We start from the raw sequence: 19,557 nt of genomic DNA on the forward strand, positions 1-19,557 counted from the left end.
CGTCCGGTGCCGCCTACGGCGCGCGGCGCACTGCTACGGGCAGTTAGTTCGACACTCCTGGCCGCCGGTGGCTCGCGTTTCGAGTGATACCACCCCCGTCAGTCGCCGATTCAGGCCGGTATCTCCACTGCGCGGGGCCAAGCCACCGGCGATGGCGCTCGGACGTCGGCAGGGAGATGGGGCACGAGGGCGAGCTGGAGGTGGCGCAGTTTCGCGTGCACCGCCTTCCAGGTCCCTTGCGCGAGCCGTTCCACAGGGCAGCGGCAAGTGTTGCGGGTTTCGTTCGGGGTGGCACGGGCGCGTACGCAGGCGAAGGCGTCGTTGCCGACGTCCGCGCGCAGCAGGTGCCACCGACCGGCTTGCTGCTCCAAGGGTGTCGCGGCGAAGACCTCGGGAGTCTGGGGAAGGTACAGGCGGTTGCCGTGATGACGCAGGAGATAGAGCCCGTCGACTGGGTCGATCTCGTCGCCGGCCGGCTGGTGGGTGGCCAGCCAGGCGAACGCGTCGCCGGCGGAGCCCGGACCCCACAGGTATTGCGTCGGGACACGGGTGGTGACGTGTCGGGAGTCGAAGCGCTCGGCCTCGTAGCCGTCGGGCACCCCGCGGTACAGGATCCACAAGATGGTGGGATCCTCGTCGGCGTTGAGGTTCTCCGCCCGCGTGAACTCCTGGACCCCGGTGGTCGGGTTCCAGCCAACCGCGAGCGTCTCGCGTCGCACTGGTGCCGGGTAACACCTGCCGTCGGGGGTCGCGACGCCCCATAGCTGGTTGATGAACTCGGCAAGGTCCCGCAGCTCGAGTGTCGCCTCGACCGGGGTGTGGATGTGATGTGGTCGCGCGTGGGCGAGGTGGTTGCGTATCTTGACGACCACCTGTTCGCCCTGTCGGGCGCGCTGTCCCCGCAAGAGTTCGTGTTCGCGTGCCCAGGTCAACAGGTCGGTGAGCATGCCAGCGAAGCGCCTCGGCGCCCCGCTACCAGCAGGCAGGCGGAGCCTACGTCTGCGCAGATGCTTGGCGATGTCGTTGTAGTTGGCGCTGGTCAACGGCTGCGGTCGGCCCTCTTCGTCGGTGAACGGGATCACTCGGCCGTGGTAGAACTCGACGAATCGAGCACGTAGAGCGGGCTCGTAGAGGCCGATGGCAGCGTCAGCAACGACAGTGAACTGCTCGTAGTCGACCACACCCAAGCTGTGCTGGTCACGCAACCGCTCGAAGCTCGCCCGAAGATCGGCAGGCACGGCATCGGTCAGCACCGCGCCGGCGATCTGGGAGCGCTGAAAGGCAAGCGCGTCATCCTCATGTAGAAGCCCGCCGAGGCTCAACCCCATCGAGGTGAAGCGCAGCGTCCGCTCATCCGGCTTCGTCAACTCAGCGAACACGTCTACTCCCGTCATCCCTTCATGGCAACAGGACAGCGTCCACCGCCGCAGGCGCAAACGGCATCCCATATTCGGATGAAAGAGCTAACGACCTTCCAGCGCCTACTCGGCCCTCGGGGCTACGACCCGAGAGCGTGGGAGGCACGTCATGGCGCCCCTTGACGCAGGCGAGGCCATGCGACGTCTCGTCACCGAATTCAGCAACTTGGTCTCGTAGCGCGGCCCAACGTCGGGAGCCCTCCCTAGTACGGCGGAGCGGATGGTCTCTATCGTGGTCTGGGCGATGGCATTCTGGCGCACCGACTACGGGCGAGATGGCCAGATTCCGCCAGTACTGGACTGGCGCCGGCGGTGACCGGCTCAAGATCGGCATGCGTAGCCTGAATCGCTGGGAGATGAAGAGGTAATTGCTACCGGCGGCCGCCGTGCACGAAGGTCTACACAGCCCAGTAGGAAGCGGCGGCCGCCGGCACCGAGCCGACGGCGAGAACCCACTCGTCGCCGAGCGTGCCGATGATTAGGTCGCGGTTCTCAAACCGCAGCACGAGACCAGCGAGGACGCGTCACCGTCGTGGCCGAGGATCAGACGTCGCCCCCGCTGTGTCGACTTGGGTGATGACAATGTCGGTCACGGTTACCCTCGCCGCCGCGAGGAGTCCAGGCAGAGCCCACCGAAAGCGCGACTCAGCTTCCGCCGGTATTCGTCGACCGCGACGGCGGTCACCTCTACGTCGGACCGGCCCGACGGTGCGACCTCGCCGGTGACCAGAGCGAATCGCGAGAAGCAATTCGTCTGGCGCAGGAGTCGGAAGGTCGTCACGGTTTTGATGGTTCGAGGCAGGTTCCGGCTTGCACATGTCGGGGCCGAGCAGGCGCGCCCGGGGGTCGGGAATCCTGTCACTGAACTGGCAGAATTCCCGATCACCCAAGTCTGATCGCATTGCTAGGGTGGACCGGTGACCCTGCGCCCTAGCGAGACGAGCCGAGGGCGTCGGTGGCTCGCAAACTTCAGCCTCGATGAACGCCAGGCCGCCAGGTTGTTGATCGACAGTCTTCGGGTGATCTCCTCTGCGCGCTTCCGGATCACCTTGTCGGAAGCCCTAGATGCTGCAATCGGCGAGTTACGAGGGCCTGTTGGTGTCTACCCGGTGCGTGAACTGCCGAGCGACCCGAGCACCGCCGAACGGTCCCCAGCGGACGATCGCGCCAGCAGCCTTCTGCCACTGGACCACCCATTCACCGCAGTCCCCGGCAGCGAAGGGGTGGTCGGCAACATCATCCGTGATGTCGTCGGCAGGCGACCGCAGTTTCGCCGAGCCGCGTCTTACAACTCGCTGGACAGGTTGCGGCAGCACAGGGTGCGATCGCTTCTTTTAGTGGACGACTACAGCGGCACCGGTAATCAGATCGTCAGTTACGTGAACGCCTGGATGCGCCATCCCACAGTCAGGAGCTGGCACTCATATGGCCTGCTGCGCATTCACATCCTCCTGCTCGCGGCCTCGGCGCAGGCTCAGCAGCGCCTGGAGGATTCCCGGTTCGTCGCAAGCGTGCGGTATCTGGAACGAGGACTTGGCTTCGACACCGCGCCATGGACGGAGCGCGAGCGCGAAGCGGTTAAGGCGTTGTGCCGGAGATACGCCCACAAGCCCGATTTCGCCCTCGGATATCGTGAGACATGCGGCCTGCTGACGTTGCACCACACTGTACCCAACAACCTTCCCAACATTCTCTGGCAGACGAAGTGCCCCCGGATTCGTAACTGGTCTTCCTTGTTCAGCAATCGCGTCATGTCTCCGCAGCTACAGACGGAACTCGACGACTACCGGCTGGAAACTGATCCGAAGCGCATCTGCACCATCATTAGGCAGGAGCGCCTTGGTGATGCCCTAGACGCGCAAGCGAACACGACCGTGCGGATTCTGCTCCTGGTGCTCGGTGCCATCGAAAGTGGACATCGCGATCCGATGGCGCTCGGGAGCCTGCTTGGTCTCAGCCTCGAAGCCGCGCAGCGAACGCTGGAAGCCTGCCAGGAGCTGAGACTGCTTGACGCCGCCGGTCGACTGACCAACGAGGGACGCGCCGAGTTGCGACGCGCTCGAAACCGCCCCACGTCGCCCGCGGAAGCGCCTGCAAGCGGTGAGGAGGGGCCCTACTATCCTGTGACCCTGAGGGGAGCCGTGTGACATCTAGATCCAGGTCGGCCCGTCGGGTCGACCACGGCCGCGGCGAGTCCGCGGTGCGAGAGCGGGCCGTGAGTTTCTCACGCGCTCCGTTCAATCCCACGTTCGCGTGCGGTCGCGAAGACGCTGCATCCTCGATGCCTCGGCGCGTCTACGCGACCCCGCTGCCGCGATGGGAAGGAATTCAAAGGTAGATGACTATCGGCTCCCCTCACCTCTACCGGCGAGACGGACGCGCGGAGGGCAAGCCCGAGGCACTGCTCGACGCAGCGCTTGCCCAGGCTTATGCAGTCGAGGCCAACGGGCTCGCCGCGGTTCTCACGCTCAACCACCTTGCAGTGCGCACCGGCGTTTCTTACAACTACCTGCGCGGAATCGTCTCCCGGACGTTCGACCCCTACGCTGATCTCGTTATCGAGCGCCGCAACGGACGAAAAATGCGTCCGATTTCTGTTCCGGACCCACCACTAATGAGGGTGCAACGCTGGATCCTGCACCGCATCGCGAGCCGAATCCCAGTGCACACGGACAGCTACGCGTATCAGGCCGGCTCTTCGATCCGTGCCTGCGCGATGCGACACGCTGGGGCGCGATGGCTGATCAAGCTCGATATTAGAAATTTCTTCGAGACCATCAATGAACGTCAAGTCTTCTCGCTGTTTCATGAGGCGGGGTACGTCCGACTCGTGTCACTCGAACTGGCTCGGCTGTGCACCCGGTCTGCTGCGCATGCTAGCCACGTCGATGTACGTCATTTCGGGGGCGACGTGCGGGATCGCGTCATCCAATCCTACAATCAGCCTGTGCTCGGCTTCGTGCCTCAGGGTGCGCCCACCAGCGGCGCACTGGCCAACGCGATTTTCCACGAGTTGGACGTTACGTTCTCAGCACTCGCGCATCGCGAGCGGATGGTATACACGCGATATGCTGACGACCTGACGTTTTCCTCGATCGAGGAGTTCGACCGCAGCCGGGCAGCCCAATTGATCCGTAAGGTGGGTTCGGAACTGCGGAGCGAAGGTTTTTCCCTGCACCAGAAAAAGACCCGAGTCGTTCCTCCGGGTGGTCGCAAGCTTGTGCTCGGCTTGCTGGTAGACAGCGACGACGTGAGACTTAGTCGCAGCATGCGGAGTCGGATCGCCGAAAACGTGCGCGGAGTTGAAAAGTTCGGCCTCGCGACGCACGTCTTGCACCGGCGGTTCAGCTCGCTCGACGGATTTGTCCGGCACGTCTCCGGGCTACTGGCGTTCGCGACCGACGTGGAACCGGGGTGGGCGCGGCATATGAGCAAACGGTGGCAAGCCGCGCTTCGCGCAAACAACTGGCTCGACTTCACATTCAATAGGTGAAACGCAGCATCGCACTGGAGCTGCCTCGCCTGCTTAGTAAGTGGATCGGGTGCACCGGAGTGAAATGTGAAAGGCTGCCCTGCAAGGAAAATGCATAGGCGGCCCACGATCGCGCGTACGACGAATTCGGATCGCGCCGTTTTCTACGCTCACGGCGGCCGATGCCCGACGCCCGACGTCCACCCGTCGGCCTGTCGGTTCCACGAGCTCGGGCACGTCACCGGCCGGAGGGCAGTCACTGTGGTCGCCGTCATGCCCCACAAGCCACAGACTCGCCAGACACTACGCCGCTGCGGCGGCAGCACCCTCCCAGGCCACCATCGGCCGAACGAGCGCCAAAGCTCATGTGACGCGGCGGACTTGGTGGCCGGCTCGTCCCAGACGGGCGAGCCGGCGGCAGAAATCGAGAATGGTGAGGCGGTTCTCCCGGGTGTTCCGACCCATCGAAAGAACATCCGGGGCTGTCGATGCACGCCCGCATTGACCGGAGGTAGCGGAGCACCGACACGAAATCCTACAGAGGCGTCAGGAACTCGCTCTAATCAGGAACTGATTGGACCAGTCCCTCTCGATCTCGCTTGGCAGCGTGAGATGGGTGACGACGACCGCCTGGAATCCCGTTGTACGCTTGGCAAGCAGCTCGAACATCCGAAAAGCGCGGCTCGGGTGAAAAGAGTCAAGCAGCTCATCGACCAACGGCAGCGTTTGGCCCCTCCTCGGCATGTATCTGCGCCATCGCGATCGCCACCTCTAAGAGGATATCTAAAGCCTGCGAGGCACACGGGGAGTCGTCGCTCTTTATTGGCTGACGCAAGGAAGCCAGGTGCACAATCGGCCGACCTCCGACGATCTCCACGTCCTGCACCTCACCGCGGACCCGGCTCGGAACCTCCGCCAAGATGTCGATGAAAGTGCTCACGTCGATGGATAGTGCAGCGGCTAAGTCTAGAATTGTTCCTCTGCCGCAGTCAGGATAACGTGGAACGACTGTGCGATAGGGCTCCGTCACGATCGCCCCATGTCGGGCATCCAAATCGAACCGCAGCCTGTCGTCATGGGCCTTTATCTTTAACGTGTGTGGCTGGGGGTCAAACCAGCGAATCTCCGCTGCCAGGTCGCCCATCCAATTACGACTTCTGGCGCGGCCATATTGCGTGGCACTCGCCAGCAGTTCGAGCAACACGCTCTTTCCGTTGTCGTTGTGACCCTGCACCAAGTTCAGCACCGACAACTCGATGGTCCGGGCCTTCAGCGCCGCCGGACCCTTGCGTATCGTGATCTCAGTGATCAACCCGGTTGATATAGTTGCGCCGCGCATTTCGGCCCGAAGGTACGCCTCGTGTACTCGACACCATGTATGCAGCAAGGCTGCAGGGTACCCGTCGCCTTGATTAGTGTCGACGAGCCGGCCATGGTGCGCACACAACCAGATCCCGTTGCCAACTTCCTGTCGCTGCTTGAATGTCAGCCCACCAGTCCCCCGCGGCCCGCCTTCAGCAGCGGCGTAGATATGACACGCCATGCCTATCCGGGCCACGTCGTCCGGGCTAGGCCCGGGCCCTATCGTGGAACTCCGGCAGTCTGGCTTTGAACAGCGGTAGCCAGCCCGCTCGGCTAATAGTCGACGGACCTTCGGGGAAAAATCAGCACGGCCGGTCGTCACCGAAGCATGCTGACACATATCACCGACACTTTCGGACACGACGGGGACGGTCAGGCACTGCCGGGCTCGCCCGCTTGCGTCCCCGAGGCCGGCGGAGGTCGCCAGTGGCCGCGCGGGTCAGCACGCGGATGGTGTGCTCGATGTCGACGCGGCGCATGATTACCTGCCATGGCAGGTCACCCGGTGTCGGTGGCGGTCACTCCCGACCATTCGTGCCTCGCGAAGACCGGGTGGCGGTCATCCCACAGCCACCCGTTCGCTGGACTTGGTGACGGGTGTGGGCGTGCCGTGGCCGCGCAGCTTGGAGCGCCAGGTGCCGTGGTGTTTGTCGACGCGTTTGCGGGTTCCGACGGTGCGGAAGCCGCAGGCGGCATGCAGGGGCGAGGTTGGGCGTGTTCTCGGGAAGATTTCGGATTGGACGGTCCATATCTCAGCGCTCTCCGTGGCGGTGATCGGCACGTTGAGTAGGGGCGGCCGATGCCTTGCCGCCGCTGTCGGGGTGAACGTAGACGGAGCGCTCGACGACGCCGGCATAGACGTAGCGGCCGGAGACCGGGCTGCACGCGGTCCAGCCGAGCTCGGTCGCGTCGGCGTCGAGAGCGACGAAGCGGTGCTCGGGCAGGCGGGAGGCGGTGAACCGTTCCCAGGTGGTTGGTTGCCGAGCTGACCGACTTCCCGGCGGTACTGACCAACAAGGTTCGTTTCGAAGGTGGCATTGCCGGTGGCGATGCCGAGCCGGTAAATCTCCAGCAGCTTCGGCGTGATTCCCACGGCGGGCCGCTGCGGCGCCAGCTCGGGTGCTCCTCCAGTAGATCGTTTTTTCGCGTAGGGGCTGCCGCGAGGGTGTCCAGGTCGTTCGTTACAAACGATCTTGGATGCTCTCGATGTAGTCTCCGCAGACACTTTGGATACCCCCGAGGTCGCCTACGTCACCGGCGGGCAGGCATGCGACTGGCGGCTGGCTTTGCCTAACGAAGCGCGCCTGCGCCAGCACGCTCCTGGACGGGTTCGCATCGAAATCGCCGGCTGGCGGAGGCATCGACGCGACAGCCGGAGGCATCCCGGATCCCCTGACTCCAGACAGCACACCAACCTCGGGAGAGGAGCCGCAGTGAAGGCATCGGAAACCAAGTTGCTGGACCTGCTCGCCAAGGGCAGCCAGTTCGTCATCCCCATCTACCAGCGCACCTACTCTTGGGCGCAGTCGGAGTGCGCACAACTGTGGGATGACATTGTCAGGGCGGGAACCGACGACAACCTCAACGCCCACTTCATCGGCTCGATCGTGCACGTCGAGAAGGGCCTGTCGAACCTCACCTCGCAGGAGCCGAACCTCGTCATCGACGGCCAGCAGCGCCTGACCACGGTCACGCTGCTGGTCGCCGCGCTCGCCGAGGCCCTCGGCCGGCTTCCCGAGCAGAACCGTGAGCCACTCGACGGGTTCTCGCCGAAGAAGCTGCGCAACCGGTACCTCGTCAACAACGACGAGGAAGGTGATCGCTACTTCAAGCTGCTGCTGTCGCAGACCGACCGCGACACCCTCAAGGCCATCGTCGGTGGTGCCCAGCTCCCCAAGCACCGCTCTGAGCGCATCGAGAGCAACCATGCCTACTTTCAAGGCCGACTGGGATCTCAGGGAACCGACTACGGAGCCATCTGTCGGGGTCTGGCCAAGCTGGTCGTCGTGGACATCCGGCTAGACCGCTCCCAAGACAACCCGCAACTGATCTTCGAGGCCATGAACTCCACCGGCCGCAAGCTCTCCCAGGCCGACCTAATCCGCAACTTCGTGCTGATGGGCCTCGAGCCGTCCACCCAGGAGCGGTTCTACGCCCAGTACTGGCGCCCCATGGAGAGCGACTTCGGCCAGGCCGCCTACGAAGCCCAATTCGACGACTTCGTCCGCCACTACCTCACGGTAGTGACCGGCGAAATCCCCCGACTCGCCGACATCTACGAGGCGTTCAAGGCCTACGCTCGGGCGGCAACCAGCGATACCGGCTCGGTGGAGCCCTTGCTCAGTCAGCTCCGGGACTACTCCGGCCGGTACTGCGCGGTGGCGCTCGGGCAGGAGAAGGACAAGCGCCTCGCCGCTGCCTTCCAGGACCTCCGCGAGATCAAGGCCGACGTGGTCTATCCGCTCCTGCTTGAGGTCTACACCGACTATGAACTCGGCACCCTCACCACCGGAGAGGTGGCCGAAATCGTCGACCTGTTGACGTCCTACATCTTCCGTCGGGCCGTCTGCCGCGTCCCCACCAACTCGCTCAACACGACATTCGCCACGTTCGGCAAGGCGCTACGGAAGGAGCGCTACCTCGACAGTGTGAAGGCGCGCTTCCTGTCGATGAAGAGCTACCGCGCCTTCCCCACCGACTCCGAGTTCGCCGAAGCCCTGAAGACCGCGGACCTCTACCACTTCAAACGCCGCTCCTACTTCCTGCGGCGCCTGGAGAACCACAACCGCAAGGAGGTCGTGACGATCGAGGACTACACGATCGAGCACATCCTGCCGCAGAACGAGAAGCTCTCACAAGAATGGCGTGACGCCCTCGGCGACAACTGGGGCGAGATCCAGGCCCGCTACCTGCACACCCTCGGCAACCTGACCCTCACCGGATACAACTCCGAGTACAGCGACCATCCCTTCACGGTCAAGCGCGACATGAATGGGGGATTTAAGCACAGCCCTCTGCGGCTGAACCAAGGGCTCGGCCAGCTCGACACCTGGAACGCAGACACGATCCAGTCCCGCGCAGCACGCCTGGCTGATGCCGCGCTCGACATCTGGCAGATGCCCGAGCTGCCCCCCCAAGTAATGGCGGAGTTCCAGCAGCCGCGTGCCGAGACGGCGTTCTCCATCGAGGACCACCCGAACCTGCTCCCGCCGGCTCGTCGGGCGCTATTCGATAAGTTCCGGTCCGAGGTACTGGCGCTCGATCCCACCGTAACCGAGCAGTTCCTCAAGCTGTATGTGGCCTACAAGGTGGAGACCAACTTCGTCGACGTCGTCCCGCAGGTCGCCAGGCTCAGGCTCAGCCTCAACCTGCCGTTCGAGTCCCTCCACGACGAGCGTGACCTCGCTTGGGACGTCACCGGACGGGGCCACTGGGGCAACGGCAACGTCGAGGCCGGCCTCGACGAGAGCAGCGACTTCACCTACATCATGGGCCTGGTGCGTCAGGCCTACGAGTACCAGATCGCGGAGTGAGCGGTTCGGTCAGCTAAGGCGTGTTTCATAAGCCGGTCACAGCCACTCGGTGATGATGGTGATGGTCAGGACGGCTTGGAACCGGACGGCTAACTTGTCGTAGCGGGTCGCGACGCCGCGGTGGCGTTTGAGTCTGTTGATGCCGTTCTCGACGGCTTGGCGTAGCCGGTAGAGGTGCGGGTCGAACGCCGGTTGGCGCCCGCCGCGGGAGCCTTTGGCTTTGCGGTGGGCGTCCTGGTCAGTCTTGCTCGGGATGCAAGCCCGGATCCCTCGAGAGCGCAGGTATCTGCGGTTGGCGCGGCTGGTGTAGGCCTTGTCGGCCAGCACCAGTACCGGCCTGGTCCTGGCCCGGCCGACACCGAGGCGGTTCACGCGGATGCGGCGCAGGACCGGGATGAACTGCGGGCTGTCCCCGCGATGCCCGGCGGTGACGATCAAGGACAAGACTTTCTGGCCCTGCTCACAGGCCAGATGCGTCTTGGTCGTCAGCCCTCCACGGGAGCGGCCCAGCCCGTGATCGGCCGGCTCGTCATGAACCCCACCGGGTGGTTCCTTCTGCAGATGGCCGTCGGTGCGCGCACCTGCGGCGTGCTGGTGAGCGCGACTGGTCATCGAGTCCACGCTGACCGTCCAGTCGATCCGTCCCCGGGCGTCGCCCTGGGCCTGCAACGCTGACAAGATCCGGTCCCAGGTTCCATCGCGCTGCCACCGACGAAACAGTCCGTAGATCGTCGGCCAGGGCGCGTACTGCGCTGGCACGTCGCGCCACGGCGCACCGATCCGGATCCGCCACCGGATCCCATCGATGAGCTGCCGTTTCTCCCACTTCGGCGGCCGGCCGGTAGACGACGCAGCAGGCAGCAACGGGGCCAGGACAGCCCACTGCGCGTCAGTCAGGTCATGCCGCCTCGTCACCGCTAAGGTGGCCACGAGGTCTCCGGTGCATGGTGCTTCTTGGTCGTTGTACCAAGTACCGGAGACCTCTTCAGTTATCGATCACCGCCACGCCGTGACTTCAACCGGCCAACCCGAGTTACGAAACACGCCTTTAGTTGGCCTGAGGGGCTGCTGCTGAGAAGGGCAGGGTTTCCCCTCGTCGGATAGGTGGGTCCCCAGTCGCAGAGTTCGCTCGGCTGTGGGCCGATGTGTTGTGCGAGGCGCGAAAGCCTACGAGCTCGCGAAGCAGGGGCTCAACGCGCCAGCCCTCGTCCTGGTTGGCGCAAGCGACCCCTGGCCACTCGCCAACAGGTGGTGGCCGCCGCCATCCCGGACGCCCACTGACACGTGGTCAGCGGGCGGCCACTTCGCGGCGCTTGCCCCCGCCTACACCCACGGCCCTGCTTGACTTCCTCGGCGCGGCAAGCTGATGCGCGTCCGTTTCATCTGCGGTCAGCCGCGGGCTCCCTCGCGGCCGATGAACTCACTCAGCGGCGCCTTTCGGAATCCAGGATGGCCGGCGAACGCTGCCCACGTCGCATCGCGCGCTGGCTGATGATCGCTCGCCACATACACGCGGCACCCGGCCCGCAGCAGCGCGCGGGTCTCGACCTGGACGTCGATCCCGTACGGGCACCGATCGACCGTGTGGGCGGGTGCGTCCGTAAGGACGAGGATGACCTGAGGTCCCAGATCGTCGACCAACTCCCGGCACCGCTGCATCGCGTCCTCCAGCGCCTCCTCCACGTCGCCGCCGTGGCCGGATGGCGCCACCGCCACGGCCTCAAGCAACGCCGCCATCGTCGGGGCGGGCCCGAACTTGCGAACCAGGAAGGGCTCGGGGTAGCCGTGATCGCTGTACAGCACGGCTCGGATCTGGTCGAACGACGACCACTCGGCGGCTCCGAGCCGCGCCAGCGCCGAGGTCAGGTACGTGTGCATGCTGGCTGTCACATCGATCACTAGCACGAGTCCGCGCGGTTCAGGCGGCGCGGCCACCCGGTGCTCGGCGGCGCCCAGTGACAGCGCCCAACTGACCGACGCACCGAACTCCGGCGGCACATTGCCCGGCCGGAACTGGCCGGCCAGATGCATCCGGGTCCAGAAATCACCGCGATTCACCTCCGGCTGCTGCCGGGGCTTGATGTCACAGTGGTTGCACACCCACGTAGCCCTCGGTCGAAGGCCGTTGGCGTATCGTAGCGCCACGCCGATCGGCGTCTTGTCATTCGGGTCCGGCATGCCGTCCGACAGGGGACGGACCCGGCCGAGCCGCATCTCGTACTGGTCTTTCGCTTCGACGACGAGAAGGTCGCGCCGGTGGTCGCCGGGGGTCGAAACGGCGACGTCAGGCGTCAGCTCCACGCCGCCGGCCACGCGGGCAGGTTCTCGCCACACCTCCAAATGCGCGGCCGGCGTCGCGCCATGCCGCAGCATGCCGACGGGGCGATCTGTTCGGCCCTCGGACAGGCGCCATACGTCGCCGTCCTGAAGCAGTCCCGGCAGCTCGACGATCCAGCCGGCGTGCTCGGCCGCATCGAGCGTGGCGCACAGCACCCAAACCTCGTACAGCAAGCTCCGGTTTTGCCACAGTGGCAGGTTGAGGTACTCCTGGACGGCCCGGTGGAGGACCTCGACGCTCATCGAGCCGGTCTTGCGGAAGACCCGCCGTTGCAACCATTCGCTGGCCTCGTCGCAGGCGGTCCGCAGCTGGTTAAGCCACGTGGCGAGCGTGTCGGGCGTCGCGAACAGCCGGAGTTCCAGGTCCGCGCGCCTGGCGGTGGGCCAGTGACCAAGGCGCCACATGGCGATGAAGCCGGCCAGTTCCTCCAAGTTTGATTGTCGCCCACGACCGCTGCCGGGCAGAACAACGGCATCGAGGTGCTCGTCCAGCCCGATGTCGCTCGGTTCGTTGACGCCGTGCAGATGCTCCGGCGTGGCCGTGGCAACGAGAACACGCTGCCCGGGACGCCCTGCGGGTTCGGCGGTCGCGACCTGTTGTGGCCACTCGTGAAGCTGCGGGTCGACGTCGGTCAGGCGGAAAACGGGTGCGCGGTCGAGGTTCGCCAGGTGAGCGCGGACCAGCCGCTCACCGGCCGCGACGAGCGCCTTGCCGGCATTCTCCGCCGCCCCGATGACGGCCAGTGGCCCGGACCAAGCAGGTTCGTGTTCCGTACGCGCCTGCAACGCAGGCCGGAGCCACGCCAGGTGCAGCAGCGCGTCGGGCAGCCGGAAACCGTCCGCGGAATCAACCGGCCAGGTTCCGTAGAGGCCGCCGCCGTCCCACAGGACAAACGACCGGACTGCATCCTCGTCGATCGTGCCGGTCTCTACGGCGCGAACCGTCCGCTCCAACGACCGGATCCGTTCGATGAAGGCCTCACTAATGGTCACCCCGGCTACGTCCAAGCCGTCGCGCGAAATCCTGAACGTTCGCGGTCCCCCGGTCGTGACGGCGTGCTTCGCCAGCCGCGCGTAGATGTCGCGGACCATGGCCGTGTACCGGCCACCGCATCGCAGAAGCTCGCTAACGAGGACGGACAGCGACGGTGCCGACTCGGCGAGCTGCCTGGCGGCCTCGCGGCGGATCAGCCGCTTCTCGTCGGCCTTTCCCCGTAACGGCCGCGCGATCGCGTCGAGGTCGATGCCGAAGGCGCCAAAGATCTCACCAATTGCTCCCGAATCCTGCTTCCCGGTGCCGATCTCGAGTCCGTCAACGATCAGCGTCGCAAGATCGCGGCGTGGAACGACGTCCGCCATGACGAACATCCTTCACGACCGGCGGTCGTCCGGCTACGCCGTTTCACCGCCCGAAAGTCGGCGGCGAAGTCGATCACTGCTCCACCGAGTTGTTTGTCGACGGCCCAGCGGAAGCCGACGATTCTCACCTTCCCGGACTGCCTGCTCGAGGGCGCGGCCCCGGCCAGGCAGGTGAGTGCCTCCGGCGTCGGGAAGCGGCCGCAGGCGGCGCCGATCTCAGCCAGAAGGCGGGCCACGCGGACGATCCCCGCCCGGGCAGGGACGTGAACACTGCCGCGTCGGGATGCTGCAGCAACTGGATCTCAATCTGCTCCTCCAGCGGGCTGATCTGCTCCCGCAGGGCGGTGAGCCCGGCCACCAACGCAGCGGTGACGTGTGCCCAGGCGGTGGCTTGAGGACCGATGTCCAATGATGCCCCTGGGCGTCGACCTCCGACATCATCGCAAGACCGAGTACCGATTGCCGCGGTGCTCAATTGCCGATGCCCGAAGTTCCGGCGTCACCGATCGTCATAGGGCGGCCGGCGCTCGGATGAGGCGTGACCGGCCCGCATCATCTGTCGCAGGACGGCTACGAACTCCTCGCTCTGGCCGAGCGCCATCCGCCGGAACATCGCGGCACCGCGTACACGCCGCAGCCGCGAAAGCCGGTGGGTACGATCCCAACGCGAGTGGGTGCGGAACCGTTCCCAGGCGGACTGGCGACTCACCCCGAGGGCATCGGCAACCTGTTCCCAGGTCATGCCATGGTGGCGGGCCAACTCGACCTCCAACTCAAGTAGCCGCTCGGCCGCAGCCGAAATTTCGGCTGCGGCCGCAATCCAGTCGGCAAAATCGCTGTCTCCCCGTGTGCCCTGCGACGGCTGCCGCTCCATCGCACTCGCAGCGACTCGGTGCTCGTGAGCAAGATCGGTCAACGCTCCGCCGAGGCAGGACAGCGCATACGCGTGCGCCTTCAAGGTATTTCTGTACGTCCGCGCCATGCTCTGATGTTGTCAGGTTTTTCCTGACTGGGAAATCTTGAGTTCTCGCTGGTCAGCCGTTCGGACGCGATACGGGGGCCGAAACGCGTCTACCAACGTTGCCCCATCGCTTGAGGTCGGTAAACGTTGGCCATGTGTCGAGTAAAACAACCTCGCCCCGGCCGACTCAGGCAGTTCCAGTCACCTCTACGCCGTCCACACAGCGGTCCGGGCCTCCCAACCCGTCGCGCGCCATCTGGACCGCCATCATCCTGCTCGCCGCGATACCCGTCGGCTCCGCCACCGGCTTGTTGTCAGTCGCCGGCGGGATGCCGGTGCCCCTAGCGATCATCGCTGGCGGCGGCGGCTTCGGCGGCACTGTCGCGCTATTGCTGGCCCTAGCGCAATTCCTCGGCGGAGATCAAACTCGATGACCTTCCTGGATCCCACATCAGGCAGAGCTTGGCCTGACAGTGCGCCGCTGACACGAGCGGAGCATGCGTCGCCGATCGTCCACCCTCCGACCCACCTCGCTGTCAGCCGGAACCACGTGGTCGATTCTCAGCGGAGCCGGCAGGAGAAGCTCTTCACCGTCCGGAAGCCTTAAGGCACCTCGGGCCTACGCCGTCCGGGCAGTGGTCAACGGGGCCGCAAGATCGCGGAACGGGTCGGCCGAAGGAGAAGGGGTAAAGTTGCCCGACCCTTGCGCTACCTGGAGGAGACCGCCGGCATGTCCCGACCCGCCCTCGTCTCTCTTCCCGACCCGGCCCTGGGGGCGGATGATGTGCCGCTCAGTGACTCGTTAGTCGCCGAACTCGGCAAGCAGGGTTGGCGGGTCGGCGACGACCCGCTGCGGACGCGCTGGTTGCGGCTCGCGGCGTGTCACTCAACGTTCTTGTACGAAGTTGGCCGGGTGCCGATCTCACCCGCCGCGCTGGCGGTACTGGGCAAGGTGGGCTCCACCCATCTGGCGCTCGCGGTGGCCGACCTGGTCGTGGAGCGCACCCGTCCAGACAAGGTCAGCAAACAGAATCAGCTCATTGCGCACATGCCCGGACGCGTCGCCCGGCGTGTCGCCGACAACCTGACCGTCGTCGAGTCAATGAACCTGGGCAAGGGTGAGGAGCCGAACCGGCGGAGTACGTCGCGCCTGGCTGAGGACGTCAACCACCAGGTCCTTGGTGTGGTGGTGCTCCTCGGCGGTTACGCCACCGTCAAGCGGCTGGTGGCAGAGGTCTACGAGCAGGCACTTCAGCAGGTGCTCATGGACGGCGTCAATTGGTGGGCTGAACTGACTCGCTCCGTCCCGGTTCAGCAGCTCAGTGTCCAGGACCATCCAACGGGCCCGGATCATCAGCGGACCTTCATCTGGGAGATCGTTGACGACCGGGGACGGCGGGGTCGCGGTGAGTCCGCGAAGCGAGCCGGCGCGAAGGATCTGGCAGTCCAGGACTACCTACGCAACGCTGGCCTCTACCGTGAGGTCGTTACGCGCCTCGGCGGACGCTCGGTCTCGCGGCTCACGGAGGCGCCCCTTCACTACCCACCGGGGCAGGGCCCACCAAACCGCACAGTCGCCGAACTCGCTACCACGCTCCAGATCACTCAGGATCGCCGGGCTTATTTGCAGCAAGCTCTCACCCACAAGTCATGGGCTTACGAGAACCAGTCGTTGGTCCGCCAGGCCAGACAGAACGACTACGAACTACTGGCCAACCACGGGTCGTACGCCATCAGGGCGGTGTCGGCGGCGGAGTTCACCCGCGACCTGCTCTCCCGCACGCTCAAACCCGAAGCCGAGGAGGCGGCGATCCATTCGCTGCCAGAGCGCTGTTACGTCGACATGTTCGACAGGCTCGTGCCGGAATCGGCCGTGCTCCGCGGTCAGGGTGAGGCCGACTGCAAGCCCCGCATGAAGGCTGATGTCTTCCAAGCGATCGTCTCGGTCGCGTGGCAGTTCGGCGAAGCCGGCCTGCCGGCGACGCTGCGAGGCTGGATACTTCGGGAGACCCTTGCGCAGGGGCTCGACGAGTTGAGCCGGCTGGAGCGCCTTTGTGCGACCTTCGGTGGCGAGGCATCCTCTACCTCTACCTCCGCCGGGCCTGCGCACGATTCCCGTTCCACGGCCACCCTTACCGTCCGTATCGGCGAGCTTGAACTCGTGCGGACCGGCCCTCCAACGCGGGGGAAGAAGGAGAGCACCCGACTGGCCGCAGAGCGGTTGTACCAACTCTTCACCCTGGGACCGGAATTCCGGGCCGCCGTCGGGACAACCGCAGAGCGGGAAGAGAGCATGCTGCTCCTGCAGTGCCTGGCTCGGCGTCTGCCGGTACTGCGCGGCCGCGATCTCCGGCGTTGTATCGAGGACGGGGTTCTAGGGCTGGGTCTGCTGGCCACCTCGGGTGACGAGCCCAACGACTTCCTCGCGTGGGCGGAGGAGGTTGACTCGCTGACCGGCCCGCTGGACGATGACCTCTTCGACCATCTGGTGACCGCCTACGGCAACGCTGTGAAGGCGCGGCCGCGGCCGAAGCTGGAGCAGGCGTTGAGGGATCTGGCGACCTGGGCGCGGGCTATCGACCCGGAAGGCAGCGTCGTAGTTCGGAAGGCACCCCACTGGCACCTCCTTTTGGCGGTAGCCGGCGCATTACGGGCCGGCGCCGCCAGAGAACAGAAGGCGGTAGACGAGCTCGCCAACTCCTGGCCGGTCTCAGGCCCCGATTCGACGTCACTCCTCTTCGCCGTCGACGCCGCCGCCATCGGTGAATTGCTCCGGGAATTGCCTGCCCAGTCCGCCAGAACGGTCCGCTTCCGACGGCTTCCCGGCGGGGTCCGGGTTGAATGCACCAGCACGGCCACGGGCACGGCCGACCGCGTCCGCACCCTGATCGACCTGCTCGCGGAGATGGCGCCGGAGCTTGGAGTCTCCGCCGGAGCGGGCACGCAGACACTGAGCGCCCCCTACTCCCCCGACCCTGCCGACCGATCCTTCACGGCGGCCGGCCGGCTCGCATTTCACGGCCCCCAGGACCAGAACGGCTTCGAGATCTTGGCGAACGTGCTGCACCGGCTCAAGAACGAGTTGATCGGCATGGAAGACGTCGCGCAGAAGGCGGCGCTGGCCCGCGACCGGGTGACGCGCTTACACCGGCTCGCCGATGCCGCCCGGCACCACGAGGCCGCAGTCCGCCTGGCCGACCATCTGGACCACACCAACCGCGCGCTGGCGGATGCCGACGAAGAGGCGGTCCAGTTCGGCCGCTGGATCGATGAGTACTGCGCCGCCAAGGTCCTGGAAATCAAAGAGATGGAGAACATACGCCTGATCGCGCCCGCCGAGTCCGGCCATTGTGAGGTCACCCTCTCGCCGTCGCTGCTGCGGGGAGTTCTGGACAACCTCATCAAGAACGCTGTCGAGGCGATGCCGAACGGCGGCCGGATCATCGTCGACTGGTACACCGAGCCAGGCCATCTGTTCCTCGTCGTGCACGACGACGGCCCGCGGCTGTCCGACGAGATTCGCGAGAGGTTCTGGCGGGACGAGACCGTGACGAGCACCAAGGTGCATGGCTCGGGCATGGGGTTGTGGCTGGTACGCATGGACCTACGCCGGCTGGGCGCAACGATCTCCGATGACCCCGGGGCGGACGGCCAGCGCTGGATCATCGACCTGCCATGCGAGGACGTGACAGATTCCGACGCGCCCGACCGCAAGCCCACCCCGATCCCAGTGCCACTGGTGGGGGCGGGTCCCCGACGCAAAGTCCGGGTGTTGCTCGTGGACGACCAAGAGAACGTCGCCCGTACGATGGCCCGACACCTCGAGCCGATTGCCGCCCAGATCGAGATCGCTCACGACGGCGAGAGCGCACTGACCAGGCTTGGTACCGGACATTACGACGTCGTGATTTCCGACCTACAGATGCCGCCCGATACCTGGGGTGGGTTATGGCTGCTAAGGCGCATCCGGGAGGAGGGTCACCGGGTGCCGGTGGTAGTGCTTTCCGGCGAGGGAGGCTTTGACCAGGCGAGAGTGGCTATCAACGCGGGCGCCGTCAAGTACGTGACCAAGGCGGACGCCGCCGAGGAACTGGTCGTCATTGTCGAGGAGGTTCTGGCTGATCTAAGCCGGAAAAGCCGCCGTGATCTGCAGGATTTACCACTGCCGGTGGCGCTCGGTTTACAGCGCTACGAGTCGGAGACGGTGGCCAACCTGCGACTACGCGCCGGCCATGCGGCCGTGGAAGACACCCTCCGGTTCATCGGCGCGGTCGGGCTCGGCGAGCTTCTAAACGACGACCCAGAGGCGCGGGTGCCTCGGCCGGTGCTGGCGCCACACATGATGCTGGGTAAGTGGGTTGATCTGCTGAAGGCGCTCGGCACGCGGCTAACGCAGGACTCGTATGCGGGACAGGTCATCCGCAGTCTCGACCTGGACGCGCTCGCCGTCGTGAAGACCGGCCGCAACGTGGTCAGCCACCGCTCTGAGCGCCCCAACAAAGAGGTGACCCGCATGCTCGACGAGGTCGACCCGCTGTTGGAGCAATTCGCCGCAGCCCTGCGTCACATCCCGGGCCGCACCGTGATGATCGCCGATACTCTGCGACTCAATTCAAAACGATATGTGGTTTCCACGTTCCGGATGACCGGCACTGGTCCGGTTCTGCCAAGTGCCAAATTGACCAGCAGCACTTCCCCCGAGGAGAACTCAGTCGGCCTATACCGGGCTGGCGTGGACTCCTGGATCCCGATCGGCCCGTGGATGACGGCCCGACCCGGCAAGGGCCGGGGCGAGTGGCAGGTCTCGGTCATCGACGGTGTCACCCCGGGGTCCCGGGGCCGGCCTACGAAGCTGGCCTACCAACCCTTCGGTGACGGCGAGAAATGGGAGACGGAAGCTGACGAGGACACCGACCAACTGATCCGTCGGACGACGGCCCGATAGGGTACCCCGAATCGAAACCGAGCCCCCGACGGGAGCGCCGCGATCAGGACTGGCAGTCACGACCACACCAGACACCGCCCAAAGGAAAGGGTCAACCAGGCGGTCCGCCAACCATACGGCTGACAGCTGCCCGACGCCGGCTCGAACTCGACCGCCTCTCCAAACGCACC

At 65.4% G+C, this 19,557-nt stretch carries 10 protein-coding genes; 4 read left to right on the forward strand and 6 right to left on the reverse strand.

The window, feature by feature from the left end; translation table 11 throughout:
* Positions 1–110: 110 nt before the first annotated feature.
* On the reverse strand, positions 111–1,379 hold the full coding sequence (locus ACLJN9_RS19335) for a hypothetical protein (RefSeq protein ID WP_410812819.1): 1,269 nt from the start codon (positions 1,377–1,379) through the stop codon (positions 111–113).
* Between the two features lie 956 nt (positions 1,380–2,335).
* Here ACLJN9_RS19335 and ACLJN9_RS19340 point away from each other — a divergent pair.
* Positions 2,336–3,565, forward strand: a complete 1,230-nt coding sequence (locus ACLJN9_RS19340) for a hypothetical protein (protein WP_410812820.1) — start codon at positions 2,336–2,338, stop codon at positions 3,563–3,565.
* A gap of 191 nt (positions 3,566–3,756) precedes the next feature.
* On the forward strand, positions 3,757–4,911 hold the full coding sequence (locus tag ACLJN9_RS19345) for a reverse transcriptase family protein (protein WP_410812821.1): 1,155 nt from the start codon (positions 3,757–3,759) through the stop codon (positions 4,909–4,911).
* 685 nt (positions 4,912–5,596) lie between these two features.
* On the opposite strand, the gene ACLJN9_RS19350 is transcribed toward ACLJN9_RS19345, so the two are convergent.
* The gene (locus ACLJN9_RS19350) at positions 5,597–6,202 is read right to left on the reverse strand and encodes a hypothetical protein (RefSeq protein ID WP_410812822.1); all 606 of its coding nucleotides are present in this window, start codon (positions 6,200–6,202) and stop codon (positions 5,597–5,599) included.
* Positions 6,203–7,685: 1,483 nt separating this feature from the next.
* Between ACLJN9_RS19350 and ACLJN9_RS19355 the strand changes: the two genes are divergently transcribed.
* Positions 7,686–9,785: a DUF262 domain-containing protein gene (locus tag ACLJN9_RS19355; protein WP_410812823.1), complete on the forward strand. Its 2,100-nt coding sequence runs from the start codon at positions 7,686–7,688 to the stop codon at positions 9,783–9,785.
* Between the two features lie 36 nt (positions 9,786–9,821).
* Here the strand turns inward: ACLJN9_RS19355 and ACLJN9_RS19360 are convergent, their stop codons facing one another.
* From ACLJN9_RS19360 to ACLJN9_RS19375, 4 genes are all read right to left on the reverse strand, one after another.
* Positions 9,822–10,715 carry an IS5 family transposase gene (locus ACLJN9_RS19360; protein WP_410812824.1) on the reverse strand — a complete coding sequence of 298 codons (894 nt, stop codon included), beginning with the start codon at positions 10,713–10,715 and terminating at the stop codon, positions 9,822–9,824.
* 459 nt (positions 10,716–11,174) lie between these two features.
* Entirely contained in the window at positions 11,175–13,481 is a 2,307-nt protein-coding gene (locus tag ACLJN9_RS19365; protein ID WP_410812825.1) for a hypothetical protein, read from the reverse strand.
* Entirely contained in the window at positions 13,442–13,717 is a 276-nt protein-coding gene (locus ACLJN9_RS19370) for a transposase (protein ID WP_410812826.1), read from the reverse strand. The genes ACLJN9_RS19365 and ACLJN9_RS19370 overlap by 40 nt, the downstream gene beginning before the upstream one ends.
* Positions 13,718–13,980: 263 nt before the next feature.
* Positions 13,981–14,463 (reverse strand): hypothetical protein, encoded by a 483-nt coding sequence (locus ACLJN9_RS19375; RefSeq protein ID WP_410812827.1) that lies wholly within the window; start codon positions 14,461–14,463, stop codon positions 13,981–13,983.
* A 682-nt stretch (positions 14,464–15,145) separates the two neighbouring features.
* Here ACLJN9_RS19375 and ACLJN9_RS19380 point away from each other — a divergent pair.
* A complete protein-coding gene (locus ACLJN9_RS19380) occupies positions 15,146–19,387 on the forward strand; it encodes a response regulator (RefSeq protein WP_410812828.1) in 4,242 nt (1,413 codons plus the stop codon).
* Positions 19,388–19,557: the final 170 nt, after the last annotated feature.

The sequence above is a fragment of the Micromonospora sp. 067-2 genome (genome assembly GCF_046549295.1).
In the GTDB taxonomy this organism is placed as follows: domain Bacteria; phylum Actinomycetota; class Actinomycetes; order Mycobacteriales; family Micromonosporaceae; genus Micromonospora.